28 protein-coding genes and 1 tRNA gene are annotated in these 24,560 nt (G+C 70.1%); 11 read left to right on the top strand and 18 right to left on the bottom strand.

What is annotated here, in order from left to right:
• Nucleotides 1-56: 56 nt before the first annotated feature.
• The 6 genes from A7B18_RS08095 to A7B18_RS08070 form a co-directional block, all read right to left on the bottom strand.
• A complete protein-coding gene (locus A7B18_RS08095; RefSeq protein ID WP_102126182.1) occupies nt 57-479 on the bottom strand; it encodes a hypothetical protein in 423 nt (140 codons plus the stop codon).
• Entirely contained in the window at nt 476-1,294 is an 819-nt protein-coding gene (locus A7B18_RS08090) for a hypothetical protein (RefSeq protein ID WP_102126181.1), read from the bottom strand. Before A7B18_RS08090 ends, A7B18_RS08095 begins: the two co-directional genes overlap by 4 nt.
• Before the next feature lie 177 nt (nt 1,295-1,471).
• The gene (abxC, locus tag A7B18_RS08085) at nt 1,472-2,122 is read right to left on the bottom strand and encodes a monothiol bacilliredoxin AbxC (protein WP_102126180.1); all 651 of its coding nucleotides are present in this window, start codon (nt 2,120-2,122) and stop codon (nt 1,472-1,474) included.
• A gap of 87 nt (nt 2,123-2,209) precedes the next feature.
• Entirely contained in the window at nt 2,210-3,166 is a 957-nt protein-coding gene (locus tag A7B18_RS08080; protein ID WP_102126179.1) for a class I SAM-dependent rRNA methyltransferase, read from the bottom strand.
• Between the two features lie 88 nt (nt 3,167-3,254).
• On the bottom strand, nt 3,255-4,172 hold the full coding sequence (locus A7B18_RS08075) for a phospho-N-acetylmuramoyl-pentapeptide-transferase (RefSeq protein WP_102126178.1): 918 nt from the start codon (nt 4,170-4,172) through the stop codon (nt 3,255-3,257).
• Nucleotides 4,173-4,217: 45 nt separating this feature from the next.
• Complete coding sequence (locus A7B18_RS08070) at nt 4,218-5,210, bottom strand: helix-turn-helix transcriptional regulator (protein WP_102126177.1); 993 nt, start codon at nt 5,208-5,210, stop codon at nt 4,218-4,220.
• A gap of 100 nt (nt 5,211-5,310) precedes the next feature.
• Here A7B18_RS08070 and A7B18_RS08065 point away from each other — a divergent pair, with 100 nt between their 5' ends.
• Nucleotides 5,311-5,802, top strand: a complete 492-nt coding sequence (locus A7B18_RS08065) for a DinB family protein (RefSeq protein WP_102126176.1) — start codon at nt 5,311-5,313, stop codon at nt 5,800-5,802.
• A gap of 196 nt (nt 5,803-5,998) precedes the next feature.
• Here A7B18_RS08065 and A7B18_RS08060 read toward each other — a convergent pair whose 3' ends face one another.
• The 5 genes from A7B18_RS08060 to A7B18_RS08040 form a co-directional block, all read right to left on the bottom strand.
• Entirely contained in the window at nt 5,999-7,000 is a 1,002-nt protein-coding gene (locus A7B18_RS08060; RefSeq protein ID WP_102126175.1) for an isocitrate/isopropylmalate dehydrogenase family protein, read from the bottom strand.
• 33 nt (nt 7,001-7,033) lie between these two features.
• Entirely contained in the window at nt 7,034-8,014 is a 981-nt protein-coding gene (locus tag A7B18_RS08055) for an NAD(P)/FAD-dependent oxidoreductase (protein ID WP_425430325.1), read from the bottom strand.
• Nucleotides 8,005-8,682 (bottom strand): tRNA (5-methylaminomethyl-2-thiouridine)(34)-methyltransferase MnmC2, encoded by a 678-nt coding sequence (mnmC2, locus tag A7B18_RS08050; protein WP_102126174.1) that lies wholly within the window; start codon nt 8,680-8,682, stop codon nt 8,005-8,007. Before mnmC2 ends, A7B18_RS08055 begins: the two co-directional genes overlap by 10 nt.
• A gap of 100 nt (nt 8,683-8,782) precedes the next feature.
• Nucleotides 8,783-9,316: a YsnF/AvaK domain-containing protein gene (locus tag A7B18_RS08045; protein WP_102126173.1), complete on the bottom strand. Its 534-nt coding sequence runs from the start codon at nt 9,314-9,316 to the stop codon at nt 8,783-8,785.
• 88 nt (nt 9,317-9,404) lie between these two features.
• Nucleotides 9,405-10,283 (bottom strand): PRC and DUF2382 domain-containing protein, encoded by an 879-nt coding sequence (locus A7B18_RS08040; protein ID WP_102126172.1) that lies wholly within the window; start codon nt 10,281-10,283, stop codon nt 9,405-9,407.
• Nucleotides 10,284-10,590: 307 nt separating this feature from the next.
• Between A7B18_RS08040 and A7B18_RS08035 the strand changes: the two genes are divergently transcribed.
• The 6 genes from A7B18_RS08035 (at nt 10,591) to A7B18_RS08010 (ending at nt 16,596) form a co-directional block, all read left to right on the top strand.
• A complete protein-coding gene (locus A7B18_RS08035) occupies nt 10,591-12,588 on the top strand; it encodes an elongation factor G (RefSeq protein WP_102126246.1) in 1,998 nt (665 codons plus the stop codon).
• A 54-nt stretch (nt 12,589-12,642) separates the two neighbouring features.
• Nucleotides 12,643-13,380, top strand: a complete 738-nt coding sequence (locus tag A7B18_RS08030) for a hypothetical protein (RefSeq protein WP_146009491.1) — start codon at nt 12,643-12,645, stop codon at nt 13,378-13,380.
• An 85-nt stretch (nt 13,381-13,465) separates the two neighbouring features.
• Complete coding sequence (locus A7B18_RS08025) at nt 13,466-14,488, top strand: threonine aldolase family protein (RefSeq protein WP_102126170.1); 1,023 nt, start codon at nt 13,466-13,468, stop codon at nt 14,486-14,488.
• 58 nt (nt 14,489-14,546) lie between these two features.
• Entirely contained in the window at nt 14,547-15,512 is a 966-nt protein-coding gene (locus A7B18_RS08020; protein ID WP_102126169.1) for a CPBP family intramembrane glutamic endopeptidase, read from the top strand.
• A gap of 7 nt (nt 15,513-15,519) precedes the next feature.
• A complete protein-coding gene (locus A7B18_RS08015; RefSeq protein ID WP_102126168.1) occupies nt 15,520-15,894 on the top strand; it encodes a YkvA family protein in 375 nt (124 codons plus the stop codon).
• Between the two features lie 24 nt (nt 15,895-15,918).
• Entirely contained in the window at nt 15,919-16,596 is a 678-nt protein-coding gene (locus tag A7B18_RS08010; protein ID WP_102126167.1) for a YIP1 family protein, read from the top strand.
• 30 nt (nt 16,597-16,626) lie between these two features.
• On the opposite strand, the gene A7B18_RS08005 is transcribed toward A7B18_RS08010, so the two are convergent.
• Nucleotides 16,627-17,127 (bottom strand): DUF456 domain-containing protein, encoded by a 501-nt coding sequence (locus A7B18_RS08005; RefSeq protein WP_102126166.1) that lies wholly within the window; start codon nt 17,125-17,127, stop codon nt 16,627-16,629.
• A gap of 212 nt (nt 17,128-17,339) precedes the next feature.
• On the opposite strand from A7B18_RS08005, the gene A7B18_RS22855 reads away from it, so the two are divergent.
• Nucleotides 17,340-17,474, top strand: a complete 135-nt coding sequence (locus tag A7B18_RS22855; protein WP_281260154.1) for a hypothetical protein — start codon at nt 17,340-17,342, stop codon at nt 17,472-17,474.
• Between the two features lie 145 nt (nt 17,475-17,619).
• Here the strand turns inward: A7B18_RS22855 and A7B18_RS08000 are convergent, their stop codons facing one another.
• The gene (locus A7B18_RS08000; RefSeq protein WP_102126165.1) at nt 17,620-17,964 is read right to left on the bottom strand and encodes a hypothetical protein; all 345 of its coding nucleotides are present in this window, start codon (nt 17,962-17,964) and stop codon (nt 17,620-17,622) included.
• A 66-nt stretch (nt 17,965-18,030) separates the two neighbouring features.
• Between A7B18_RS08000 and A7B18_RS07995 the strand changes: the two genes are divergently transcribed.
• Nucleotides 18,031-18,621 (top strand): peroxidase-related enzyme, encoded by a 591-nt coding sequence (locus tag A7B18_RS07995; protein ID WP_102126164.1) that lies wholly within the window; start codon nt 18,031-18,033, stop codon nt 18,619-18,621.
• Between the two features lie 53 nt (nt 18,622-18,674).
• On the opposite strand, the gene A7B18_RS07990 is transcribed toward A7B18_RS07995, so the two are convergent.
• The 4 genes from A7B18_RS07990 to A7B18_RS07975 form a co-directional block, all read right to left on the bottom strand.
• Entirely contained in the window at nt 18,675-19,511 is an 837-nt protein-coding gene (locus tag A7B18_RS07990; RefSeq protein ID WP_102126163.1) for a 3-hydroxyacyl-CoA dehydrogenase family protein, read from the bottom strand.
• A gap of 352 nt (nt 19,512-19,863) precedes the next feature.
• Complete coding sequence (locus tag A7B18_RS07985; protein ID WP_102126162.1) at nt 19,864-20,187, bottom strand: YciI family protein; 324 nt, start codon at nt 20,185-20,187, stop codon at nt 19,864-19,866.
• Nucleotides 20,188-20,207: 20 nt separating this feature from the next.
• Nucleotides 20,208-21,389, bottom strand: a complete 1,182-nt coding sequence (locus A7B18_RS07980; RefSeq protein WP_102126161.1) for a thiolase family protein — start codon at nt 21,387-21,389, stop codon at nt 20,208-20,210.
• Between the two features lie 62 nt (nt 21,390-21,451).
• Nucleotides 21,452-22,144: a histidine phosphatase family protein gene (locus tag A7B18_RS07975; RefSeq protein WP_102126160.1), complete on the bottom strand. Its 693-nt coding sequence runs from the start codon at nt 22,142-22,144 to the stop codon at nt 21,452-21,454.
• Nucleotides 22,145-22,193: 49 nt separating this feature from the next.
• On the opposite strand from A7B18_RS07975, the gene ffh reads away from it, so the two are divergent.
• Both ffh and A7B18_RS07965 read left to right on the top strand, forming a co-directional pair.
• Nucleotides 22,194-23,546 (top strand): signal recognition particle protein, encoded by a 1,353-nt coding sequence (gene ffh, locus A7B18_RS07970; protein WP_102126159.1) that lies wholly within the window; start codon nt 22,194-22,196, stop codon nt 23,544-23,546.
• Between the two features lie 81 nt (nt 23,547-23,627).
• Nucleotides 23,628-23,703 (top strand) — tRNA-Lys (locus tag A7B18_RS07965).
• A 174-nt stretch (nt 23,704-23,877) separates the two neighbouring features.
• Here A7B18_RS07965 and A7B18_RS07960 read toward each other — a convergent pair.
• Nucleotides 23,878-24,513, bottom strand: coding sequence for a CBS and ACT domain-containing protein (locus A7B18_RS07960; RefSeq protein WP_102126158.1), 636 nt, complete (start codon nt 24,511-24,513; stop codon nt 23,878-23,880).
• Between the last annotated feature and the right edge of the window lie 47 nt (nt 24,514-24,560).

Here is a 24,560-nt window from a genome sequence, read left to right as displayed (position 1 = left end):
GGGCCGCCCGCAGGGGAGGGTGAGTGGCCGCCGGGGGCCGGTGGAGACGGGCCGGGTCACGCGACCCCCCGTTCGCGCAGGCCACGCACGAAGGCCTGCACCTGAGCCTCGCCAAGCTGCGCGGCGACCGCCGAGAGCAGGGCCCCCAGCGTCGCCCCGCTCCCCAGGTCGTCGAGGGCGTCTTCCACGAGGAAGGCCCCCATCGGCCCGAGCACCGCCGTGACACACGCGGTGACCACCCGCGCGGAGGCCTCGGTGACGGGCTGCCCCCGCTGCGACGCCCGCCCCGCCCAGCGCGCGGCCTGGTCGAGCGCCTCCGCGGCCTCGGGGGGCGTGACCCGCGCGAGGCGGGCGACCTCCGCCAGCGGTCGCTGCGCGTCCACGTGATGTAGCACCCGCCACACCGCGAAGGGCAGCGGCGTGTCGTCGCGCAGGCCCGGCGGCCAGGCGGGCACCCCGGACCCGGGCGGCAGCGTCACGGGGCCTCCAGTCCGGCGGCGCTCCAGGCGGCCTGGCCCCGCAGCTCCGCGAGCGGCAGGTCGGCCAGCCTCACGCCCAGCCGCGCGAGGGTGCCCCGAAAGGCGGCGAGCAGCGCCGGGCGCCACTCCTCGGCGGGAAGGTCCGGCTCGAGGCGCAGCCGCCCGCCCTGCACGGTGACCTCCCGCGCGAAGGGGTCGAGGCAGGGATGTTCGGCGGAAAGCCGCACGCACACGGCCCGCCACGCCTCGTCGAGGGGCGCGCTGCGGTGGGTGAGGGCGAGGAGCTCCGCCCAGAAGGCCGCGAGGCTCGCCGCGTCCGCGCCCGGTGGAGTCAGGGTGTGGCACGGCGCTCCCTCGGGGGGCAGGGGGCCGCCCACGGGCCGCCCCGCCTCCCAGAGGCTGGACGCGGCGCCGCCGAGCAGCACGCCCGAGAAACCCGAGCGTTCGAGCGCGCCCCGCACGCCCGGCCACGTGCCCTGGAGCGCTTCGGGGGTCTCCCCCCGGCAGGTCCAGACGAGTTCGGCGGCGGTGGGGCCGAGTTCGGTCAGCGTCACCTCCGCGCGTGGGAGGGCCGCCGTCATGGCCGTCCAGGCCGTGTCGCCCGCCGCCGTGAAGCCGCCGCGCAGATGGCCCGCCACCCACACGAAACGGGCCCACTCCGGCCCCTGCCGCGCCTCGAACACGCCGCTGAGGCCCCCGGCCTGACGGACGGCGAGGTCCACGGTCACCTCGGTCCAGGGATAGTGGTCGGTATGGAGCCGGGTGTACACGGCGCGGTCGGGCGGCAGGGTGGGCGGGGTAGAGGGTGGGTGCATGGTCGGGTCCGTGGGAAGAGCGGGGCGGGAGGGGAGGCGGTGGTCCGTTACCGGACGTTCACGCCCCGGGGGAACTGGCCCCCCTATGACACCGCGCCCCCTCTTACCGCCCGCTTACAGACATGAAAAACCCGCCGTGGCGCGTGGCCGGGCGGGCGGGGAGGGTGACTTGGGAACTCAGCCGAGTTCGGCCAGCAGGTCCTGAACGCGGGCGCGCAGGTCGCCGCGCGCCTGGGGGGCGCCGAGCTGGTGCAGCCCGCCGTGGTACGCGTCGGGGTCGCCGAACAGGCGCGAGAGGGCTTCGAACTCGCGCTGGCTGCGCAGGCTGGCGTCGTCGCGAAAGAGCGTTACGTACTGGTCCTGGAAGGCCCACTCGCTGAGCCCTCCGTCGAGGAAGGCCCGCATCAGGCGGCGGTAGGGCTCCACGTTGTCGTCGGTCGCCACCGCGCCCTCGCCCTGGCGCCGCGGCACCTGCGCCTCGAAGACGGGCGTGAGGGTCTGGGGGGTGATCTCCCAGTTGTTGACCTCGAACTGCGGCTCGCCCTCCCGGAAGAGGATGAACTGCGGGCTGTGGTGCACAATTCCGGTGCGCTCGGCCACATGGTTGCTCGCCGGGCGCCAGTCCACCACCCGGATGAAGCCCACGGGCAGGTCATGTTTCTTCAAGAAGGTCTCGACCACCCCGAAGCCCTGCATCGTCTTGTGGCAGGTCCCCGCCTTGAAGACCGCCGCCAACGGGTATTCCCGCAGGAAGGTGTCGACCTCCTCGGGCGTCGTCAGGGGCACGAGCACCTGCTTCTGGTCGGGTTGCGTCGTGGTTTGCGTCATGCCCCCAGCATACCCTCCGCTTTGAAAAACGAAGTGAGGCGGGCCACACGGGGGGTAAGGAGGGGTCCAGGGTGGGTGGACGGCGGCTCAGTCCAGCGTCCACACCTCTGCCTTGAGGTGGGTGGCGCCGGGGTAGTCCTCGCCGGGGTGGAGGCGGGCCTCCGGTCGAGCAGGCCGCCCCGCCTTCGTCAGCCCCGACGCGACGAGGTGCCCGAAGGCGGCTTCTGACAGTCCCGCGTGATTCGTCATGGCGAGCAGACGACCGCCGGGGGCCATCACGTCAACGGCGAGGGCGGCGAGGGCCGGGTAATCGCGCTCGGCCCGCCACACGCCGCCCCGGCCCCGCGCGAAGCTGGGTGGGTCGAGAATCACGAGGTCGAAGGTGTCCCCGCGCCGCTTCAACCTGCCCAGCCACGCGAACACGTCCCCGTAGAGAAAGTCGGTGCCCTGGGCCGCGAGGCCGCTCAGCGCGTAGTTCTCCTGCCCCCAGGCGAGCACCTTGCGCGAGAGGTCCACGTTCTTGACAACCTCGGCCCCGCCCAGCGCGGCGTTCAGGCCAAACCCGCAGGTGTAGGCGAAGGTGTTGAGCACCCGGCCCCCCGGCGGCGCGTGTTCCCGCACCCAGGCGCGCATGGGCCGGGCGTCGGTGAAGAGGCCGATGCTGAGGTCGCCTCCGGGCCGGATCAGGAAGGGCACGCCGCCCTCCAGTCCCACCACCTCGGCCCGTTCCTCTCCCCAGACGGGCTTGGGCGGGGAGAGCCAATCGCGCGCCACGTTCGCCGCGTGCCGGGCCTCCACCGGGCGCCGCTTGAGGGACACGCCCGCCAGACCAGCCGCCTCACCGCACGCCGCCGCCAGCCGCGTTTCCTCCTCGGGGGAGAGTTCGGCGTAGAGACTCAGCACGCCCGCGTCCCCCGCCACGTCGAGCGCGAAGAGCCCGTCCGTCTCGGTGGTGTGCGCCGCCCGGTAGACGGTCGTCCCCTCGCCGGGCAGATGGGCGCGGCGGGCGAGGAGGGTGGGGAGGTGGGGGAGGGCGGGGGGCACGGGGGGAGTGTAGAGGGTGGATGCACAAGAGCGGGAGCAAGGGCTGTCGCCCCGCTCCCCCTCACCACGACCTCCTGACCACTGACCCCTACGGCCTCCCTCCCAGCACCCACCACACCGCCGCCGTCGCCACCGCCGTGATCACCCAGAATCTCAGGGTGACGTGCGTCTCGGGCCAGCCGCTCAGCTCGAAGTGGTGCTGGATGGGGCTCATCCTGAAGATGCGCTTGCCGCGCAGCCGGAAGGACACGACCTGCAAGACGACGCTCAGGACGGCGACCACCGGGATGACCGCCGCCAGGGGCAAGAGCCACACGTCCGCGTACAGGACGTAGGCGCCCGCCGCGACGGCCCCGATGGCGTGGCTCCCCATGTCCCCCATGAAGACCCGCGCCGGGTGGGCGTTGAACCACAGGAAACCCAGCAACGCGGCGACGAGCAACGCACTCACCGGGGAAAGGGCGAGCAGGGGCAGCAGCACGATCACGGCGACGCCCGCGAGCAGCCCGTCGAGCCCGTCGGTGAAGTTGAAGGCGTTGACCGACCCCACCATCACCAGCGTCAGCAGGATGATGTCGGGCACCCGCCCGAGGGAGGGCAGCACCTCGTGGCTGGCGAGCGGCGCGGCGAAGAAGGCGAAGGCGAGTGCGACGAGGATTTGCAGCGGAAACTTCTCGCGGGCGAGCAGCTCCTTTTTGCCTCTGCCCTGCATCCGCGAGCGAATCTTGAGCAGGTCGTCGATCCCGCCGATCACCCCCATCGCCAGCGCGGTGAGCATTAGCAGGAGTTCGCGCGGGTCGCCCCCCCGGCCCGTGAGGAAGAGGGGAAAGAAGACGAGCGCGAGCGCCAGCACGAAGGCCACGCCGCCCGCCGTGGGCGTGCCCTCCTTGGCGAGGTGGGTCTGCGGGCCGTCGCGCCGGACGGGCTGCCCCCACCCGCGCGCCCGGCTCAGCCGGATGAAGAGCCCCACCAGGAACCACGAGAGCAGGGCGCAGGCGACCATCACGCGGGGCCCCCGAAGACGTTCAAAACTGTGAAAAAGGCCAGCATCTCAAACGGGGAGCGTAGCACGCCTCTCCGGGACGGGCGGGGTCAGGCAGGCGGCCCGCGCCCGGTCGGCGAGCACGCCGAACGCCTCGCGCAGCTCGGGCGGCCCGTGGACGACCACTCCGCACCCCAGCCGCAGCAGCATCGTGGCGAAGGACTCCAGGTGCTCGCGCGTGCAGCGCAGCCGGGTGCCCCCACACACCGGGTCGGGGTCGAGCGCCACCCGCCCCGGCGCGAAGTGGAGGGCCGCCTCCTCGCACGGCAGGTCCAGCCACACCTCGATCTCGAAGGGGGCGTGGGCGAAGGGCAGGGTGGAGCGGAGGTAGGCCCGCGCGTCGAAGTCGGGCGGGCGGGTAAAGGTCCCCTCCCCCCCCGCGGGCTCCGAGATGCGGTCGAGCCGGAAGCAGCGCAGGGCCCCCCGCAACAGGCAGCGCCCCACCGCGTACCAGCGCCCGCCCTGGTGCACGACCCCGTAGACCTCCACCTCCCGCCGGGTCCGCACCCCCTCGTGCGAGCGGTAGGCGAAGGTCACCGCCCGCTGCGCCTGAACGCCGCCGAGCAGGCACGACAGCACGGCGGCGTCGGTGGGCACCGTCCAGGGGAAGGCGTCGAGCTGCACCGCGTCCTCCAGCGCCCCCACCCGTTCCCGCAGCGGGCGGGGCAGCGTCCGGCTGAGCTTCGCGCTCGCGCCCGCCACCGCCGGGGCCAGCGCCGTCAGCCCGAGGTGGTGCAGGGCGTGCAGGCCGAGCGCCAGGGCCAGCGCCTCCTCCCCGCTGAACATCAGGGGCGGCAGGCGGAAGCCGGGCTTGAGGCGGTACGCCCCGCCCACCCCCCGGGTGGACTCCACCGGAATGCCCAGGTCCTGCAAGCGCGCGACGTACCGCTGCACCGTCCGCGGGCTGACCTCCAGCCGCCGGGCCAGCTCCGCCCCCGTCACCCGCTCGTGCGCCTGGAGGAGTTCGAGCACGGTGAGCACCCGCATCGAGGGGTCGTACATACCCTCAGCTTGACACGGAAAGACGACGGGTCCTGACGGGAATCGGCGTTACGCTGAGGGCAGAAAGCAGCCTGTCCGGTTGGCTTTCGATGGAGGAGCTATGACGCAGATCGGCGCCACACTGACCCCCTCGCTGATGACGCCCGAGTATCTGCTGGCCCACTGGCAGGGCCACCGCCGCCTGACCCGCCGGATCATCGAGGCGTTCCCCGAAGACCAGCTTTTCTCCTTCACGGCGGCCCCGCCCATGCGGAGTTTCGGGGAACTGGCGTGGGAGATGCACGGGGTGGCGGCCTACACCCTGGGCGGCCTCGTCACCGACGACTGGCACGAGCCCGACTGGTCGGCCAGGCCCCCGCAGGAGAAGGCGGCCCTGCTCGGGGCGTGGGACGAGCTGACGGCGAGGATGGACGCGGAACTCCCGGCGGTTCCGCCCGCCCGCTACGGCGAGGACAAGGCCCTCTTCTGGGGCACCATGTCCGCCCTCGACACGGCGCTGTACGCCGTCGACAACGAGATTCACCACCGCGGGCAGGGGTACGTGTACCTGCGCGCCCTCGGCATCGAGCCGCCACCCTTCTACGAACGCTGAGAGATGAGAGGGCCAGGGCATTCGGGGACAGCGGAGGACAGTCGGCGGACCTGGGCAGCCCACTCACCCCGCGCTCCCCCGGCATGGAAGCGAAGATCAATGGGAGGCCGCCGGACGGGGGAAGGGAGACCGGGAAGGCAAAAGGCGAAAGGCCGGGGCGTGACTTCCCCCGGCCTCCGCATTCCGCGGTTGGGGCTCAGCTCAATCGCGCGATCACCGCGTCAGTGAATTCCTGCGTGCCCGCCGTGCCGCCGAGGTCGCGGGTGCGCGGGCCCTCGGTGAGGACGGTGTTCACGGCGTGGTCAATCCGCTGCGCCACGTCGTGCGCGCCGAGGTGGTCGAGCATCAAGACGGCGGCGAGGATGGTCGCGGTGGGATTGCTGACGCCCTGCCCGGCGATGTCGGGGGCGCTGCCGTGGACGCTCTCGAAGATGCCGAACTCGTCGCCGATGTTGCCGCTCGCCGCAATTCCCAGGCCGCCCACCAGCCCGGCGGCGAGGTCGGAGAGGATGTCGCCGAACATGTTCGTCATGACCATCACGTCGAACTGGGTGGGGTTGCGCACGAGCTGCATCGCCGCGTTGTCGACGATCATCGTGCCCGTGTTCAGCCCCTCCACGGTCTTCGTGTGGTCGAGGATCGTGTTCAGGAAGAGCCCCTGCGTCACGGGCAGCACGTTGGCCTTGTGGACGACCGTCAGCCGCTGGCGCCGCCGCATGGCGAGGTCGGCGGCAAAGCGCCCGATGCGCTCGCTGGCGTCTTTGGTGATCACCGTGTCGGCGATGGCGGTGTCGCCGTAGCGGCGCTCCTGCTCGACGTACAGGCCCTGGGTGTTCTCGCGGACGATCACGAGGTCCACGTTCTCGTAGGCGCCGGGCACCGGGCGGGTCTTGGTGGGGCGCACGTTGGCGTAGAGGCTGTACTTCTGGCGGAGGTGGCGGATCGCGCCGGAAAAGCCCTTGGGTTTCTCGCCGCTGGGGCTTGTCGCCGCCCCGAAGAGGGTCGCGTGGGTGTTCTCGACGGCGTGGTAGGTGACGTCGGGCACGCTGGTGCCGTGGTCGAGGAAGTATTCGTACCCGGCCTCGGCGGTCACGTACTCGGCGTCGAGGCCCGCGGCTTCCAGCACGCGCCGGGCGGCGGGGATGACCTCGTGGCCGATGCCGTCGCCCTCGATGAGACAGATGCGGTAAGTCGCCATAGGGAGCAGTCTAGTCGAGCTTTCCCTCACCCATCACCCAGGGGCGGCCCGCACCACGTCACCTGCCACGTGACGCGCGAGGAGGGGACCGAGCAGAAAGCCCTTGCTCCCCAGCCCGCAGAGCCGCCACACCCCGTCCGGTGTCCGCCCGGTCACGAGCCCGGAGAGCCGGGTGCCGCCCCACCGCCCCACCACCCGCGCGCCGCCCAGGTCCGTCAGCGCCTCCGCCCTGCCGAGCAGCCAGCCCAGCGAGCGCAGGGGGAGGGTGGGTTCCCGCCAGGACGCGGCGGGCGCCTCGAAGGTCGCGCCGAGCACGCCGCCCACCGCCGCCGGAGCGAGGTACGCCCCGAAGCTCACGGGCACGTCCGTCACGGCCCGGTCGAGGGTGAGGAGCGTCCCGGCGCGGTGGGTCGCCGCCTCGCTCGCCCAGCTCGCCCCGACGCTGCCGCCGCACCGGACGACGGCAGCGCCACAGACCACTTGCCCGTCTTCCAGCGTGACGGAGCGCGCGTCCCACCCCACCGCCCGCCCGAGCACGACCTCCGCCCCAGACGCGGCGAGGAGCCCCGCCGTGAAGGCCGCCCCGTCGAGCCAGCCGCCCTCCGGCAGCCACAGGGCGTGCTCCCACCCCGGGGCGAGGGGAACAGGCACCTCCTCCGGGGCGAGCCAGGCATGAGGCAGCTCCGGGGGAAGGTGACGCTCAAACTTCTGCCGCGCCCGCCCGTCCGGCACGGGCCGCAGCACGCCCACCCGCCCGTGGGGAACAGGGCACCCGGCCTCCGCCAACCCGTCCACGAGCGCCCACGTCAGGCGCAGTCCCTCCACCGCGCGTTCGTCCACGGCCCCCGACTGGCCGCGCACCGGGTTGACGAGAGCCGAGGGCACCGTGCTCGCCGCGTGCCGCCCCGCGTCCACGACGGTGACCCGGGCGCCGAGCCGGGACGCGAAATACGCGACAGACGCGCCCGCCACGCCCGCGCCGATCACGAGAACGTGGGGGGCGTTCACGGGCAGACCCTCCGGACGGCCCGCACGCACTCGCGCTTGCCGGGAGGGCCGGGCCGCTTCTCGACGCTCAGCCCCGCCGCCGCCAGCGCCCGGCGCACGTGTCCGGCGGCGCTGTAGGTGGCAAGCACCCCGCCGGGCGCGAGGGACCGGGCCAGCCGTGTCAGAAAGACCGGAGTCCACACCTCCGGATTGCGGGCGGGGGAGAAGCCGTCGAGACAGAGGGCGGTCGCCCAGTTCTCCGGGAGAGGCGCGGTCCGTACGTCCGCAAAGGACACGGTGAGGGTGACGGCCTCCGTCTGCACGCTGAGCGGTGACCCCTGCCCCCAGCGGTCGAGGAGGGCGAGCCACGCGGGGTGCCTGCTCCCCTCACCCCCCGCCGCCACCTCGCGCAGCACGCCTGCGGGAACGGGATCGAACTCGAAGGCGAGGTAGTCGAGGGGCACGCCGCGCCGCGCAACTTCCGCCAGGGTCGCGCGGAAATTCGCCCCCAACCCGAAGCCGACCTCCAGCACGCGGGGGGCCGGGTGCTCATGCGTGCCCGTCCCCTCGACGAAGACGTGCCGGGCGTGCGCCGCCGCCCCGTGCCGCGAGCCATACGCCTCCCCGAAGCGCAGGCTCAGCGCCGTGCGCGAGCCGTCGGGGGTCAAGATGATCTCGCCTGTGGGGCCTTTCATTGCCGAAGGCAGGATACGGGCCGCGCCCCCGCATATTCGGAGAGCACCCACAGAAGGGGGACCGGAGGGACACCCCCTCCGGTCCCCCTTCTGTGCTGGGTTAAGGCTGTGGATCGAGGCTGTCGGGCATCAGGCGGTCGCGGACCAGGCCCTGCGGGTCCTCGACCTCCAGCTCCTCGCGGCGCAGGGTGAGGCGCTCGACCTGCTCGTAGGTCTCGCGCTGCTTGGCGATCACCACGTCGCTGTAGGGGTACGCCTGCCTCTCGATGACGGCGCGTTCCTCGTAGAGCGGCACCTCGTAGGTGCGGCCCACCTCCAGCACCTCGCCGTTCATCGTGACGCGCCCGCCCTTGCCCTCGGTCACCGTGATCTCCAGGTGTTCGCGCCCCAGGGTGATGGGCACGACCTCCTCACGCTGGGTCAGGACCCGCCGAACGGTGATGGCGCCCAGCGACTCGGGCACCACCTCGACGAGCGCGCGTTCCTCGTGCAGCCGCAGCGTGTCCACCACCCGGCGCAGATCGCGCACCTGCTCGGTCGTGACCGTGCGCTCGGCGGCCTGCGCGGCTTGCGAGGTACTCGAGGTCTGGGTCTCCCCGCTCACCAACCGCCCCTCCCGGTTCTGATCGTCCATACTCGTTTCCCTTCCTCCCGTTTCCCCGGTCAATGGGCGCCCGGAGCGAAAAAAGGCGGGGTCGCCCCCGCCCGCGCCTGCGGCGCCCTCAGCTCCTGCGGTTGTTGCGGTCGGTCTCGGTGGTGGTCGTGGTCGTCGTCGTGGAGGTGCCGCTGTTCAGGTCCACGTCGCCCGTCTTGTTGACCTCCAGCACCTCGCGGCCCACCGTCTCGGTGACCTGCTGGGTCTCGGTGACCGTGCGCTTGCCGATCTCGACTTCCTCGACCACGTAGGCCTGCTTGGCGACCTGGGCGCGCTCGGCCTCCAGATCCACCCGCATCGTCTCGGTCGACGCACCCAGCACCGCGCCCTCGACCGGGCGGGCGTCGCTGACGGCGCGACGCTCGATCACGACCTCCTCGCGCTGGAGCCCGACGTTGACGGTCTCCTGGTGGGTCTCGACGCGCTTGCCGATCTCGACGCTGCCCGCCTGGAAGCGCTCCTTGTTCACCATCAGGCGCTCTTCGAGGAGCTGGAGGCGGTCCGGCGTGCGGAAGGCCTGCTCACGGTAGGCGGTCTGGTCCATCCCGGTCGTCTGGGTGGTCGTGGTCGTGGTGCCCACGCCGCGCAGCACACGCTCGTCACTCTCGAACGACTGGTCGGTGTAGGTCTCGCCGTAGCGGTACTCACCCATGTCGCGAACCTGATCTTTGGTCAGGTTGTCGAAGTACACGCCGTCGTCGGCGAAGCGGGCGTGGCCCACGGGCACGAGGACTTCCTTCGAGGAGAACCAGCCGCCCACATCCACGATCAGGTAACGGATGCGGCCCGTCGAGGGGTCCACCATCGCGTCGCGCACGGTGCCGATCTTGTCGCCACCCGTGCCGTACGCGGTGTTGCCGGTGGGGTTATACACGCCCTCGCCGGAAAGGCCGTAGCTCTGGTCCTGGGACAGGTCGGACAGACGAATCAGGTTGCCTTGCGTCATGTTGAAGCCTCCACGGGGTGGGGTAGGTACGAAGTCCGGAGATTCCGGGACCAATGCAGTCTGAGGTTCACTTTCCCCCTCTTGCTGAGTTCGGGCCCAACCCATTCCTGACCGCTGTTTAGGAGGAACTTCACTCGGTAGGTCCGGTTACAAAGCGCCCTTGGCCGGCGTCTTAGCGGTCGCGCTCCGACTCCGGGGGGTGGAGGCCGGGCGGCGGGTGTATGCTCGCCTCACCTCAACCCGTGACCCCGCCCCGGTGGCCGTTCGTCCGTCTTTTTTCCTCTGAAGAAAGGGTTCGGTGGTGGCTGTGCCTGTTCGGATCGTGAGTCTTGCCGCGCACAGCGGCGCGGGAAAAACGACCCTTTGTGAGGCCCTGCTGGTGAGGAGCGGGGCCTTGGCGCGTATGGGCCGGGTCGAGGACGGCACCACCCAGAGTGACCACACCGAGGCCGAGCGGGCGCACGGGTTTTCCATCACGACGGGGGTGCTGCGCCTGACGCACCGGGGCACCGACCTCACCCTGCTCGACACCCCCGGCTACGCCGACTTCGTGCGCGAGATTCGCGGCGGCATCCGCGCGGCGGACTCGGCCCTGATCCTGGTGAGCGCGGTGAGTGGCGTGGAGGTCGGCACCGAGCGCGTGTGGGCCACCGCCGACCGCTTCGCCATGCCCAGAGTCGTCGTGATCTCGCAGATGGACCGCGAGCGGGCGAACTTCCACGCGGTCCTCGCCGACCTCCGCGCGAGTTTGAAGGGCCCGGTCGCGGCGGCGTGGCTCCCGTTGGGCGAGGGACCACATTTCCGGGGCGTGGTGGACGTGTTGACGGCGACCGAGGACGACCTCCCCGGCGAGATGCGGTCGGCCCTGCGTGAGGCGCGCGAGGCGCTCGTGGACGCCATCGTGGAGACCGACGACGACCTGATGAACCGCTACCTGGAGGGTGAGGAACTCGGCGCGCAGGAGCTGCGCGGGGCCTACCTGCGGGCGGTCCACGCGGGCACCCTCTACCCGGTCGTTCCGGTGAGCGCGACCACGGGCGTGGGCGTGCCCGAACTCCTCGACCTGATGGTGGACGGGCTGCGCAGCGCCTCCGGGCGAGGTCCCCTGACGGGCGTGGACGGGCAGACGCGCGAGCCGACCCCGGACGCCCCGGCGAGCGCGCGCGTGTGGCGGGTCAGCGTGGACCCCTTCGTGGGCAAGCTCGCGTACATCCGCGTCTGGAGCGGCACCATCCGCCCCGGAGAGACGCTGCGCAACACCACGCGCGGGGTGGACGTCAAACCCGCCCACCTCTACGTCGTAAGCGGCAAGGACCTCACCGAGGTGCCCGAACTCTCGGCGGGCATGATCGGCGTGCTGACCAAATTGCCCGAGCTGCACACCGGAGACACGCTCGCCGATCCCGCGAGTCCCATCGAGTACGACCCCCTGCTCCTCCCCGACCCGGCGCACACGGTCGCCCTCTTCCCGCGCACGCGCCAGGACGAGGACCGCCTGAGCACCGCCGTCGCCCGGCTGCTCGACGAGGACCCGACGCTCAGCTTCACCCGCGAGGGGCAGACGGGCGAACTCCTGCTCTCCGGCATGGGGGACATGCACACGACCATCGCGGTGGAGAAGCTGACCACCCTCGGCGTGAACGTGGACACGCGGGCGCCGCAGATTCCCTACCGCGAGACGATCCGCGCCGCCTCCCAGGCCCAGGGCAAGCACAAGAAGCAGTCGGGCGGGCACGGCCAGTACGGCGACTGCCACCTCCGGCTCGAACCCGGCGAGGGTGTGGCCTTTCGCAGCGCGGTGGTGGGGGGCGCGATTCCCGGCAAGTACCTCCCCAGCATCGAGAAGGGCGTTGGCGACGCGATGCTCAGGGGGCCGCTGGCGGGCTATCCCATGCAGGACGTGCACGTCACCGTCACCCACGGCAGCTACCACGACGTGGATTCCAGCGACCTCGCCTTCCGCACCGCCGGGTCGCTCGCCTTCCGCAACGCGGTGGAGGGAGCGCGGCCCACCCTCCTCGAACCCGTCATGCTGCTGCGGGTCCGCGCGCCCGCAGGGTTCACGGGCGACCTGATCGGCGACCTCCAGACCCGCCGCGCCCGGGTGCAGGGCATGGAGCCTGAGGGCACCGTCATCACCGTGACGGCGGTGGTGCCGCAGTCGGAGTTGCAGACGTACAGCGCCGACCTGCGCTCGCTGACCGGGGACCGGGGGGCCTTCAGCGTCAAGTTCCACGGCTACCAGGACCTTCCCGAGCATCTGGCGAAGAAGGTGATCGAGGCGCGCAAGGCGGCGGCGGGGTAGGGGTAGGGGAGAGGGAATGGGATGCTGTGACAGCGGCTCCGTATGCTCGACCCTATGGCCTCGTCATTTTTAGAGCTGAGCTGGTCGGCGGTGTCCGCTGGATGGCCCGACGAGTTTCTTACGGTGGCCGATGTTCGGGAGTTGGCAGCAGCACGCATCCTGGCGGCGGAGGGGGAGGCGTTGATTCCGCTGTCGGAGTTGGTTGGTCTCCGGGACGACGAGGACCACCGCGACGTTCAAGATGTTCTGACCCGGCTGGCTAAGTTGGAAGAACGCCCCTCATGGTTTGCCCGCCGAGAGTGGCAGGTGTTCCGGCTGGAGTGGCAGTTGGACCATCTGCACGACGGACTTGACCCAGAGGAACCTGAGCTGGATACCTCCCGCCAAGTGCTGGGCCTTGAATGGGCATGGCGGGACATGGGCAGACCGCTGGACATGCCGCCGCTCAACCCGTTCATTCGGTCACACGTGCCTCTTGCCGACGAGACGGCTGGCCTGACCCTGACGGTGCAGGATATTCGGGTCTGGATCAGTAGGCAGCGAGAGATGCTGATGGTAGTTGCACGCCTGCTGGCAGAGAGGCGTGGGCAAGACGTGGCAGTCCTGGCCCTAGCGTTCGAGGCAGCCCAAACGAACGCGGAATCCCATCTGAATCTCGTCCGGCAGGAACTCAACCTCTACCAAAACCTGATGCCGCAGGCCCAGGACAAGGTGTTCTGGCAGAAGGTGGAGGCGTACAACTCTGCCGTGTTGGAAGAGCGCAGGCGGCGCAGCGGGAATAGCTCTCGGTAGGACCCGTTGTTCTGAAACCGACGCTCGCGGTGAAATGCGGCTCTCACTGCGCCCCACTGCTCGCGTACCACGTACCATTTCCCCCATGACCGCCACCCTGCCCCGAGTCCTGGCCGACCTGCGCTCCGACACCGTGACCACCCCCACTCCCGAGATGCGCGAGGCGATGGCGCAGGCTCCGGTCGGCGACGACGTGTACGGCGAGGACCCCACCGTCAACCAGCTTCAGGCCGAGGTCGCCCGCCTGACCGGCTTCGAGGCGGGCCTCTATATGCCCAGCGGCACGATGACAAACCAGGTCGCCATCGCCCTGCATACCCGACGTGGCGAGGAGGTCATCTGCGCGGAGGGCTCGCACATCTACGAGTGGGAACTCGGCATGATGGCGGCCTTCTCGGGCGTGGTGCCCCGCTTCGTGCCCGCGCCGCTGGGGGTGCCCGACCCGGAGGGCGTCCGGCTCGCCGTGCGGCATTCCATCCACCAGTCCCCGACCGGGTTGATCAGCCTGGAGAACACCCACAACAAGGCGGGCGGCACGGTGATTCCGCTCGACGTGCTCGCCGCCGTCCGCGCGGTCGCCGACGAGGAGGGCCTGCCCCTGCACCTCGACGGGGCGCGGGTCTTCAACGCCGCCGCCGCGCTCGGCGTGCCTGTCTCGGAGATCACCCGGCACTTTGGCACCGTGAGCGTGTGCCTCTCCAAGGGGCTGGGGGCGCCCGTGGGCAGCGTGCTTCTGGGAAGCGCCGCGCAGATGCGCCAGGCCCACCGCTACCGCAAGATGATGGGGGGCGGGATGCGGCAGGCCGGGGTGCTCGCCGCCGCCGCGCTGGTCGCCGTGCGGGACGGCCCGGCCCGGTTGCAGGAGGACCACCGCCGCACCCGGGTCCTCGCCGAGGCGCTGGTCAACGCGGGGTACAGCGTGAACCTCGCCGCCGTGCAGACGAACATCATCTACGTCCGGATACCGGATGCCGCCGCCCAGGCCGCGAAGTGGGCCGAGGCGGGGGTGCTGGCGAGCGCCCTCGGCCCCGACTCGGTGCGCTTCGTGCTGCACCATCAGGTCGGCGACGAGGCGCTGGAGGAGGCGATCCGGGTGCTGACGGCGTGAGGGTCCTCCTCCTTCCGAATGAGGTGCCTCCCCGCCGCCGCGCGCTAGGCTGACCCCCATGACGGCTCCGGACGCCCCCACCTTCCCCAGCCCCGACCCGGTTCCCGTCGCGCCCGTGCGGGGCGTGCGCGCGGTGGACGGCAACCGCGCGGCCCTGACGCTGCTGGTCACCCAGAATGTCGTTTCCGCGCTGCTCATCGCGGCCCGGCTGCCCCTGGGGACGGCGCTGCTGGGGGCCTTCGTCGGCACCGTGCTGGTGGGGCTGATCTTCTTTCGACCCGCGCTGGCGGTCCTGGTGCGCGATCCGCGCTGGCGCACGCCGCCCTCGTGGGGGCTGGCGGTGGGCGTCTTCGTGGTGGCGTTCCTGGCCTCGCGGGCCTTCGCGCTCGTGTTCGTGGCGCTGTGGCCGCAGGGGGCGGACGCCATCCCGCAGTTTCTGAGCCAGGGGGCCGACCTGTGGGCGCTGCTCCTTGCGGCGGGGTTGCTCGTGCCCTTTGCCGAGGAGGTCGCCTTCCGGGGCCTGATGATGCGCGGGCACGAGCGGGCGGCGGGCTTCACGGTGGCGGCCCTGACGAGTTCGTTCGCCTTCGCGGTGGCACACGGGGTCCCGGCGAGCGTGGCGGGGATCTTGCCCCTCGCGTACGCGCTCGCCCGCGTGACCCAGCACACGGGCAGCCTGTGGAACGCGGTGATCGTCCACGCGCTGAACAACACCCTGGCGGTGGCGGCGGGGGCGCTGCTCGCGGGCCGCGACCTGGGCGACACGGGCCGGGCGTCGGAGATGCTCCGCAACCCGGGGGTCGCCGTGCCCCTCGCCGTCGGGGCGGGGCTGTTCGGGACCGCCGTGCTCGTCGTGCTGCACCTGTGGCTCACGCCCAGACCCGACCCCCAGGAACGCTCGGCCCCCGGCCCCTGGCTCAGCGCCGCCTTCGTGGCCGTCGTGCTCTTCGGCGTGGTCGCGGCGTCGCTGACCCTGCCCGCCGTGCAGCAGGCGATCACCGACGTGCGCGGCGTGCTGCGGTAGCGCCTCCATGCTCGCCCGGTTGCGCGCGTTTGCCCGCCGCCTGGGGGCCGACCTCCTCGCCCTGAGCCTCGCCGCCCGCGACCCGCGCACCCCCTGGCCCGCCCGCGCGCTCGCCCTGCTCGTCCTCGCCTACGCCCTGAGCCCCATCGACCTGATCCCCGACCCCATCCCGGTGCTCGGGCAGCTTGACGACCTCCTCATCGTGCCCGCCGGGCTGTGGCTGGCCCTGCGGCTGATCCCGCCGGAGGTCCTCGCCGACGCGCGTATCCGGGCCGCCGCGCAGCCCGCCCGGCTGGCCCGCAGCGGGTGGGGCCTGTTCCTTATGCTCGCCCTCTACGCCCTCGCCGTGGGGCTGGTGTGGTGGTGGTGGGCCGGGCGCTGAGCTCGCGCGGCTACAGTAGGGCCTATGGCCCGCCGTGACCGTGCCCCCACCCCGCCCCCGCCGCCGGACGCGCCGCTTCCCGCCGAACTGCTGAGCGGGCCGGGGGCTTTCTTCCGGCGGCTGGGCGCGAGCGAGCCGAGGGCGTGGCGCTACCTCGCCCCGGTCTTTCTGGCCGCCCTGCTGTCCGGAGTGCTGTACGCGCTGCTCGTGCGGCCCACGGTGGGGCTGGGGGGAGGCGGGGGAGGCCCGCTCGTCCACGCCACGAACGCGTTCGGCACCCTTTTTCTGACCGTGTTCGGGTACGCCCTGATGGCGGGGCTGGGGTTTCTGGGCGCCGGGCGTGGGGGCCGCGCGGCGGAGGTGTACGGGGCGACCTTCGCCCTGCTGCCGCCGCTGCTCCTGCCGTTGATCGTCCTGTCGCTCGTGCTGCCGGGGCCAGCGTTGCCCGACCCTGCCCCCGGCACCGAAATCATCGACGTGCAGCGGGCGGCCCTGCGGGCGGTGGGCCAGTCCGGGCTCTCCCGGGTGTCCATCCTGCTCACCGTGCTCGCCACCCTGGCGCAGTTCGTCCTGGCCTACCGGGGCTTCCGCGAGCTGACGGGCAGCCGCCGCCGCGCGCTCCTGGGCACCCTGACGCCGCTCGTGCCCGCGCTGCTCCTGACGCTGGTGGGCTTCGGGCCCCTGCTGGCCGGAATCTTTTAGGGACCGGACTCCGCGCCCGGTCCCCTTTCCTCACCCGAAGATGCTCCGGCTCGGGTCCCACAGCCGCCACAGTTCGTACAGGCCGATCAACAGGTGCAGCACAAGCTTGGCGGCGAGCCCGGTCAGCAGGCCGATCAACGTGCCCCAGGCGGCGCGGGTCGCCTCCAGGACGGGTTTGCGGACCACGAACAGCTCCGCGACGAGCGCCCCCGCGAGCGGCCCGACGATCAGCCCGAAGGGCAGGAAGAGGCCCACCACCCCGCCGATCAGGGCTCCCCACCCCGCCTGCTTGCTGCCGCCGTAGCGCCGCGCCCCCCACGCCGAGGCCACGTTGTCCACCATGCTGATCAGGAAGGTGATGACCGCGAAGGTGAGCAAGAAGGGCAGGTCGGGCCAGACCTGAAACCCGTTGATCAGGGTCGCCGCGACCGTTCCGGCGAAGATGATGACCGTGGCGGGCACGGCGGGCACGAAGGTGCCGATCATGCCGACGATCCACGCGATCAGGAAGACGAGAAAGGCGAGACTCATACCGGCAAAGGGTACGGGGCCAGTGCCGCCGAAGTTCCAGGGCGGCGGCAAGTCAGCCCCGCCTCCTGCCGGCCTTCCAGGGAGGCCCACGGAAATGAGTAACAAGTGAGTCCAAGGCCAAGCTAAGATTAACGATGAGGTGCATATTTGCGCCCACCGCCTTTCGGGCATCGCGCAAAATGCCGACTATCTAACACCTGGGGAGGTGAAGAGTGAAGAAGTTCCTGTTTCTGCTCGTCGCGGTGATGGTATTGGGGAGCGCCTCGGCGAAGTCGGTAGACGGTTCCGTCAATCAGGGGGCCGGGACCAGTCAGGCCGACGGTTCCCGCAGCATGTGGGCTGGCTGAGCGCCGCCTGGGCCCGGAGACGGGCCGTTTGAATCTCTTCGTCCACCTTCGAGAAGGCAGGCGCCCGAGCGAGAGCCAGGGCGCCTGCCTTCCGTTTTCCGTCGCCAGGGCCCGCGGCACCTGGGGACCCCCGGCGCAGCGGCCCTCAATCACCCGAGACGCAGAGGTACAGATCCACCGAGGCGGGGATGAGGTGTGGGAGCAGCGTCCGCTGGCCGCGCTCGTCGGTGCCGTCGAGGCTGACCCGGCCCTGCCTCACGCTCAGCCCTCGCGGACCCTCCCTGCCGTGGGGCCCCGGCAGATATACGGTGCGGCCCTGGGCCGTGACCGCGTAGGCACCCAGGCGATCGAGCCCCACGCCCTGGGACAGGAGCAGATTCCAGGTGTAGACCACCACGTTGGGGGGCAGCGGTCCGACGAATCGGTCGGGACGGGGCGGCACCACCCCGTGCGGGGTCTCCAGGCTCCGGTCCTCTCGCGGGTCGTTCATGCCTCACCTTACCCGCCTGCCCGCCGCTCCGTGGGCGCATTTGCGCCGAACGGCTAAGCTGCCCCCATGACCCGGACGAACGACACCAAAGCGGCCCCACGTCTCTCCTTCCTGCCCGTGCCCGACGAGGCCCAGGTGCCCGAGGCCGTCCGCAAGCTGTGGACCAAGGCCGAGGCCAACATCGGCTTCGTCCCCAACGTCTTCCGGGCGCAGGCGGTGAACGGCGAGCAGTTCCTGGCATGGTGGAACTACTTCAACCTGCTGCTGAACAAGGAGGGCTTCCTGAGCAACGCCGAGCGCGAACTCGTGGCCGTGGTGGTCAGCGCCGCCAACCGCTGCGTGTACTGCGCCGTCTCTCACGGGGCGGCCCTGCGCGTCTACTCTGGCGATCCCCTGGGGGCCGACGCCGTGGCCGTCAACTGGCGCCAAGCGGACCTCACCGAGCGCGAGCGGACCCTGTGCGAGTACGCCGAAAAACTGACCCTGCGCCCCGCCGAGGTTACGGAGGCCGACCTGACGCCGTTGCGCGCCGCGGGCCTGGGCGACCACCAGATCATGGAACTCGTGCAGGTGATCGGCATGTTCAATCTGACGAACCGCGTGAGCAGTGCCCTCGGCTTCGTCCCGAACGCGGAGTATTACTCGCAAGGACGTTGAATGAGGACGAGGCGGGTGCTGCTCACGGCCCGCCTCGTTCTTTCAGAGAAGCGTCAATACGTGTAGAACCCGCGCCCGCTCTTGCGCCCCAGCAGCCCCGCCTGCACCATCTTCCTGAGCAGGGGAGAGGGGCGGTACTTGTCGTCCCCCAGCCCCTTGTGCAGCACCTCCATGATGCTGAGGCAGGTGTCGAGCCCGATGAAGTCCGCCAGCGTCAGCGGCCCCATCGGGTGATTCATGCCGAGTTTCATGATCTGGTCGATGGCTTCCGGCTCGGCCACGCCTTCCATCACGCACTGGATGGCCTCGTTCAGCATGGGCATCAGGATGCGGTTGGAGACGAAACCGGGGTAGTCGTTGCACTCGACGGGCGTCTTGCCCATTGCCCGCGCCGCCTCGGTCACCTTCTGCGCCGTCTCGTCCGACGTGCTGTACCCGCGAATGACCTCCACCAATTGCATGAGCGGCACCGGATTCATGAAGTGCATTCCGATGAACCGCTCGGGCCGCCCGCTCGCCGTGGCGAGGCTGGTGATGGGGATGGAGGACGTGTTGCTCGCCAGGATGCCCTCGGGTTTGACGATGCCGCCGAGTTGCCGGAAGAGGTCGGCCTTGACCGCCTCGTTCTCCACCACCGCTTCCACCAAGAGGTCACAGTCCGCGAAGTCCTGAAGATTGGTGGTGAAGGTGAGGCGGCCCAGCACCTCTTCCGGCGTGCCCGTCAGCCTGCCCTTCTCGTGCAGCTTGGCGAGGCTTTTTTCGATGGTCGTCTGCCCACGCGACAGGAACTCGTTCTTGATGTCCTGCACGGTGACGGTAAAGCCGCTCTGGGCGGCGACCTGGGCGATGCCCGCGCCCATTTGACCTGCTCCGATGACTCCGAATTTCATAGGTATTCCTTCCAACTGCTCAAGCGGTAGTAAACCAGTGAATTGCCAGCCAAGTTCCCTGACCCTCACCCACAAGCGTCACGTCATCCCAGTTATCGTTAAGCTGCCAACCTGTCTTAACCCACGTTAGGTCGATCATAGGAGGAGAGATGAGGCTTGACAGAAGACTCTCTGCCCGTTCTAGAAAGGCTTGGCGTGACATAGACTCCGCGTCAGTGAGTACTCCATCCCACCCCTCGGATTCCAGCCATGCTTGGAGGGCTTCAACCTCTTCGAATTGCCAAAGTTGAAGGTGTTGCTCGCTGGCTTCAGGTGAAAAGTCAGGTGGTGAGAAGGCGAGGTACATCCTTCCTCACTCCACCAGCGGCACGCCGTCCAGCGTCACCGCGCGGCCCCTTTTCACCGGCGTGAAGGCTGTGTACGTGTACTCCGAGCAGCCCTCCAGCACGAAGGGGTCGTCCTTGAAGACTTCCTCCAACTGCTCCTGGCTCTCCGCCTGGGCGAGCAGCACGCCGCCCGTGCCGTCCACCTTGCGGCCCGACACGAGGAAGAGGCCCGAGCGGTAATGCTGGTCGAGCCACGCGCGGTGCCGAGGCGTGACGGCGGCGAGGTCGTCCCCGCTCTTGAGGTAACGGCTCTGGATGACCCACAGGGTCGGGGTGCTGCCTTGCGTCATGGGGCTCAGCCTACTCCGCTTTAGCTCAGCCGCTTGACGCTGAGGGCCAGCCCGTTGCCCCCGCCCATGCACAGGGTCGCCACGCCCGTCTCCTTGTCCTGTTGCCGCAGGGCGTGCAGCAGCGTGACCAGGATGCGCGCGCCGCTTGCGCCGATGGGGTGCCCCAGCGCGACCGCCCCGCCGTTCACGTTCACCCGCTCGGGGTCCAGCCCCAGCTCGTGCTGGACGGCGAGGCTTTGAACGGAAAAGGCCTCGTTCAGCTCCCACAGGTCTACGTCGTTCACGCCCATGCCGCTCTTTTCCAGCAGCTTCTTCGTGGCGGGCACGGGCGTCATCATTACCCACTCGGGGGCGAGGCCGCCCGTGGCGTAGGAAGTGATTTCGGCCATCGGCGTGAGCCCGTGTGCCTGCGCCGCTTCCTCTGACATGATCAGAAGGCTGGAGGCGCCGTCGTTCAGGCCGGGAGCGTTGCCCGCCGTCACCGTGCCGTCCTTCTTGAAGGCGGGCTTGAGCTTGCCCAGCGTCTCGGGGCTCGTGTCGGCGCGCGGCCCCTCGTCGGTGTCCACGATCACGTCACCCTTGCGACCCTTGACCGTCACGGGCGCGATCTCGTCGCTGAATCGTCCGCCCTGCTGCGCGGCGACCGCCCGCTGGTGGCTCTGGGTGGCGTAGGCGTCCTGTGCCTCTCGTCCGATCTCGTACTTCTCGGCCACCCGCTCGCCGGTCAGGCCCATGCCCTCGTCGTTGATGGAGCACCACAGCCCGTCGTGCGTGTTGGCGTCGAGGACCCGCGCGTGCCCCAGGCGGTAGCCCTTCCTCGCCTGCGGGAGGAGGTGCGGCGCGTTGCTCATGGACTCCATGCCGCCCGCCAGCATGATCGTCTGATCGCCTGCGCGAATCGCCTGCGCCGCCAGAATGACGGCCTTCAGGCCCGACCCGCACACCTTGTTGACCGTCAGGGCACCGACCTCGTTGGAGAGGCCCGCCTTGAGCCCCGCCTGCCGCGCCGGGTTCTGCCCGCACCCCGCCTGCACGACGTGCCCCATGATGACTTCCTCAACGAGTTCGGCGGGAATGCCCGAGCGGCGCAACGTCTCCCGCAGGGTGGTCGTGCCGAGTTCAACGGCGGTCACGTCCGCCAGAGCCCCCAGAAACTTCCCCGTCGGCGTGCGCGACGCCGAGACGATCACGGCTTTGTTCATGGCCCGAGTCTAGCGCGGGGAGGCTAACGGGCGTTAGGTGGCAGCGGGGTGGAGGGGCAGGGTCAAAGCGTCAGATGGTCCGGCGTCAGGTGACAGGTGCGGTTGATCCAGTGCACCGCTCGGGCGCCTGAATCAGCGTTCAGTTCGAGATGTGCCGTCGCGGTGTTGTTCAGCCGGAACGTCAGCGCCTTGCCAGGCAGCGCGGGTAGGCCCAGCAGCTCCGCGATCAGGTGCTGCGCGAAATCGTGATGGGTGATCAGGGCGACTACATCGGCTTCATCGGCAGCCTTCCGCAGGTGACGACCCACGCTCACCGCCCTTTTGGCGAAGCCCGCGTGGTCCCAGGGTTCGCATCCACCCCCCCAGGCCTGACCGTGAAGCTCTTCCGGCCACACGAGGACCGGGCAGTCCGCCAGAAGCGAGACATGATCGCGACCCATAACGGGTGTAAATCCTCCCTCCAGGCCGGTATTCAACCCACCGCACTCGTAGGCTTCGACGAGGCCGTGAACGTTCAAGCCGAGCGTTTGGGCGAGCGGCGCAGTCGTCTGCACTGCGCGAGTCGTGAGGCTCGTGTGGAGGTGCGTGATGCGCTGGCAGAAGGGGTCGCGGGCCGCCCAACTCGCCAGCCGTGAAGCCTGCTGTCGCCCCAACTCCGTTAGTGGTGGGTCTGCCTGCCGCCTTACCGCGTAATCCAGCGCTCCCGTCAGATGATTGTTCAGGGATTGGGCGTGGCGGATCAGGAGTAAATCCATCCGTGCAAGCTACACCAAGCCCATCAAGCCCCCGTGCTAGCCTCCCCCTATGTTTGAGGCGCTGGGGAACAAGTTGCAGGACATCCTCGACCGCGTAGGACGGGAGAGCAAACTCACCGGCGAACAGGTCAAGGCCGCCATGCGCGAGATTCGCATGGCCCTCCTCGAAGCGGACGTGAACTTCAACGTCGCCAAGGAGTTCGTCGGCAGGGTGAGCGAGAAGGCCGTCGGTCAGGAGGTCGCGGGCTCGCTGACCGCTGGGCAGACGGTCGTCAAACTCGTGCACGACGAACTCATCGAGACGCTCGGCGGGCAAGCGGCCCAGCCCACCATCAAGACCGACGGCAACGTGTGGTTCATGGTGGGTCTCCAGGGCGCGGGCAAGACCACGAGCGCGGGTAAGCTCGCCGCCTTCTACAAGGGCAAGGGCCGCCGCGTCCTCCTCGTCGCCGCCGACACCCAGCGCCCCGCCGCCCGCGACCAGCTCGAAGTGCTCTCCAAGCAGGTGGGCGTCCCGGTCCTCAAGGTGCAGGACGGCGAGACGCCCCAGGAGACGAAGCGCCGCCTCGACGAGTCCCTGCGAACCGATTACCGCGACCTCGTGATCGTGGACACGGCGGGCCGCCTTCAGATCGACGAGGCGCTGATGGACCAGCTCGCTGCCCTCCAGGCCGAGTTGGCGCCCACCGAGACGCTGCTCGTGGTGGACGCGATGACGGGGCAGGAGGCGCTGAACATCGCCCGCACCTTCGACGAGCGGGTGCACCTCTCGGGCCTGATCATGACGAAGATGGACGGCGACGCGCGCGGCGGGGCGGCCTTATCCGCGCGCAGCGTGACGGGCAAGCCGATCTACTTCGCGGGCACGAGCGAGAAGCTCAGCGGGCTGGAGCCCTTCTACCCCGACCGGGTGGCGGGCCGCATCCTGGGCATGGGCGACGTGCTGGGGCTGATCGAGCGCGCCCAGCAGGCCGACCTCAAGGCGATGGAGGTCAAGAAGCCGGGCGATCTCGACCTCGAAGACCTGCTGACTCAACTGCGCCAGATTCGCAAGATGGGTCCCCTGGGTGACCTGATCAAGCTGATCCCCGGCATGAGCCGCGCGCTGCCCGAGGGCTTCAACGTGGATGAGGGGCAGATTCAGCGCATCGACGCGATGATTTCCTCCATGACGGCCAAGGAGCGCCGCAACCCCAAGATCATCGACGGGCGCCGCCGCAAGCGTATCGCGGCGGGCAGCGGCCACACAGTGCAGGACATCAACCGTCTGCTGAAGATGCACGAGCAGATGAAGGACATGATGAAAATGTTCCAGCGTCTCGGCGGGCAGGGGGGAAAAGGGCTGCCGGGGGGAATGAAGCCCCCCAAGCTGCCCCCCATGCCACCGAACCGGGGACGCTGAGCCGGGCGCGTTGACACCCTCTCCGGGGGCTCCCTATACTCAGGCCCGCTGAGTACGCCCCACGAGGCGGGCCAGCTCGCCGGGTCGTTAGCTCAATCGGTAGAGCAGCTGACTTTTAATCAGCGGGTTATAGGTTCAAGTCCTATACGACCCACCACGGAAGGCCCCGCTCCGAGCGGGGCTTCGTCATTGCTGACTTCTCCTGGTGATGCCTACTTTCACGCCCTTGCCACCACCGCGGCACGCAGGGGACATCGGCTCCGGGGCCTTTCCCGGATGCCTCGCCGAAGAGGGCGGGGGCTGCGGTGGGTGGGCTTGCGCCCCCACCCCGCTAATCCACCACGTCGATTCCGGCCTCGCGCACCCGCGTCTTCACGTCGCGCACGCCCTCACCCGTCACGCGCATCACGAAACGGCGGCGGGGCTGGCCCCCGCGGGCATCCTGGCCCGAGGTGGCGACGCTGATGATGTTGCTGGGCAAAACGGCTCCCGCCGCGCGGGCGAGGCTGCCGGGCGTGTCGGGCATCTCCAGGGTCAGGCGCGTGCCCCCCTCCCGCAGGCCCAGGATGTCGGTCAGGGCGCGCAGCACGTCCTTGACCGTCAGGATGCCGCACAGCCTCGCGCCGTCGTCGAGCACCGGAAGACCGCCCACCCCGTACTCCTGCATCCGCAGCGCCGCGTCTTCGAGGAACTCGTCCTCCTGCGCGGTGATTACGGGCCGGGCCATCATCTCCGAGACGGTGAGCTTGCTCAGCAGGTAGTTGAGCTCCCAGACACTCAGGGTGGTGGCCTGGCTCGGCATGGCGTCCTTGAGGTCCTTACGGGTGGTGATGCCCACCAGGCGACCTCCCTCCATCACGGGCAGGCGGCGAAAGCCCCCCTCCTTGAGCAGCCGCAGGGCGTCCATCACCGTCGTGTCGGGCGTGACCGTGAGGGGCCCCGGGGTCATCCAGTCGCGTACGAGCATGGCCCAACCTTACCCCTCCGGCGCCCCACACGAACTGACTCGGGGCT

Source organism: Deinococcus planocerae (assembly GCF_002869765.1).
GTDB lineage: Bacteria > Deinococcota > Deinococci > Deinococcales > Deinococcaceae > Deinococcus > Deinococcus planocerae.
The sequence above is the reverse complement of the archived record's forward strand: the minus strand, read 5'-3'. Positions and strand labels throughout refer to the sequence as shown.

What these genes read in the sequence shown, in the direction of transcription:
- A7B18_RS08090 (WP_102126181.1), bottom strand. Translation starts at nt 1,294, where the DNA reads ATGCACCCACCCTCTACCCCGCCCACCCTGCCGCCCGACCGCGCCGTG.
- abxC (WP_102126180.1), bottom strand. Translation starts at nt 2,122, where the DNA reads ATGACGCAAACCACGACGCAACCCGACCAGAAGCAGGTGCTCGTGCCC.
- A7B18_RS08070 (WP_102126177.1), bottom strand. Translation starts at nt 5,210, where the DNA reads ATGTACGACCCCTCGATGCGGGTGCTCACCGTGCTCGAACTCCTCCAG.
- A7B18_RS08065 (WP_102126176.1), top strand. Translation starts at nt 5,311, where the DNA reads ATGACGCAGATCGGCGCCACACTGACCCCCTCGCTGATGACGCCCGAG.
- A7B18_RS08060 (WP_102126175.1), bottom strand. Translation starts at nt 7,000, where the DNA reads ATGGCGACTTACCGCATCTGTCTCATCGAGGGCGACGGCATCGGCCAC.
- mnmC2 (WP_102126174.1), bottom strand. Translation starts at nt 8,682, where the DNA reads ATGAAAGGCCCCACAGGCGAGATCATCTTGACCCCCGACGGCTCGCGC.
- A7B18_RS08045 (WP_102126173.1), bottom strand. Translation starts at nt 9,316, where the DNA reads ATGGACGATCAGAACCGGGAGGGGCGGTTGGTGAGCGGGGAGACCCAG.
- A7B18_RS08040 (WP_102126172.1), bottom strand. Translation starts at nt 10,283, where the DNA reads ATGACGCAAGGCAACCTGATTCGTCTGTCCGACCTGTCCCAGGACCAG.
- A7B18_RS08030 (WP_146009491.1), top strand. Translation starts at nt 12,643, where the DNA reads ATGGCCTCGTCATTTTTAGAGCTGAGCTGGTCGGCGGTGTCCGCTGGA.
- A7B18_RS08025 (WP_102126170.1), top strand. Translation starts at nt 13,466, where the DNA reads ATGACCGCCACCCTGCCCCGAGTCCTGGCCGACCTGCGCTCCGACACC.
- A7B18_RS08020 (WP_102126169.1), top strand. Translation starts at nt 14,547, where the DNA reads ATGACGGCTCCGGACGCCCCCACCTTCCCCAGCCCCGACCCGGTTCCC.
- A7B18_RS08015 (WP_102126168.1), top strand. Translation starts at nt 15,520, where the DNA reads ATGCTCGCCCGGTTGCGCGCGTTTGCCCGCCGCCTGGGGGCCGACCTC.
- A7B18_RS08010 (WP_102126167.1), top strand. Translation starts at nt 15,919, where the DNA reads ATGGCCCGCCGTGACCGTGCCCCCACCCCGCCCCCGCCGCCGGACGCG.
- A7B18_RS08005 (WP_102126166.1), bottom strand. Translation starts at nt 17,127, where the DNA reads ATGAGTCTCGCCTTTCTCGTCTTCCTGATCGCGTGGATCGTCGGCATG.
- A7B18_RS08000 (WP_102126165.1), bottom strand. Translation starts at nt 17,964, where the DNA reads ATGAACGACCCGCGAGAGGACCGGAGCCTGGAGACCCCGCACGGGGTG.
- A7B18_RS07995 (WP_102126164.1), top strand. Translation starts at nt 18,031, where the DNA reads ATGACCCGGACGAACGACACCAAAGCGGCCCCACGTCTCTCCTTCCTG.
- A7B18_RS07990 (WP_102126163.1), bottom strand. Translation starts at nt 19,511, where the DNA reads ATGAAATTCGGAGTCATCGGAGCAGGTCAAATGGGCGCGGGCATCGCC.
- A7B18_RS07985 (WP_102126162.1), bottom strand. Translation starts at nt 20,187, where the DNA reads ATGACGCAAGGCAGCACCCCGACCCTGTGGGTCATCCAGAGCCGTTAC.
- A7B18_RS07980 (WP_102126161.1), bottom strand. Translation starts at nt 21,389, where the DNA reads ATGAACAAAGCCGTGATCGTCTCGGCGTCGCGCACGCCGACGGGGAAG.
- A7B18_RS07975 (WP_102126160.1), bottom strand. Translation starts at nt 22,144, where the DNA reads ATGGATTTACTCCTGATCCGCCACGCCCAATCCCTGAACAATCATCTG.
- ffh (WP_102126159.1), top strand. Translation starts at nt 22,194, where the DNA reads ATGTTTGAGGCGCTGGGGAACAAGTTGCAGGACATCCTCGACCGCGTA.
- A7B18_RS07960 (WP_102126158.1), bottom strand. Translation starts at nt 24,513, where the DNA reads ATGCTCGTACGCGACTGGATGACCCCGGGGCCCCTCACGGTCACGCCC.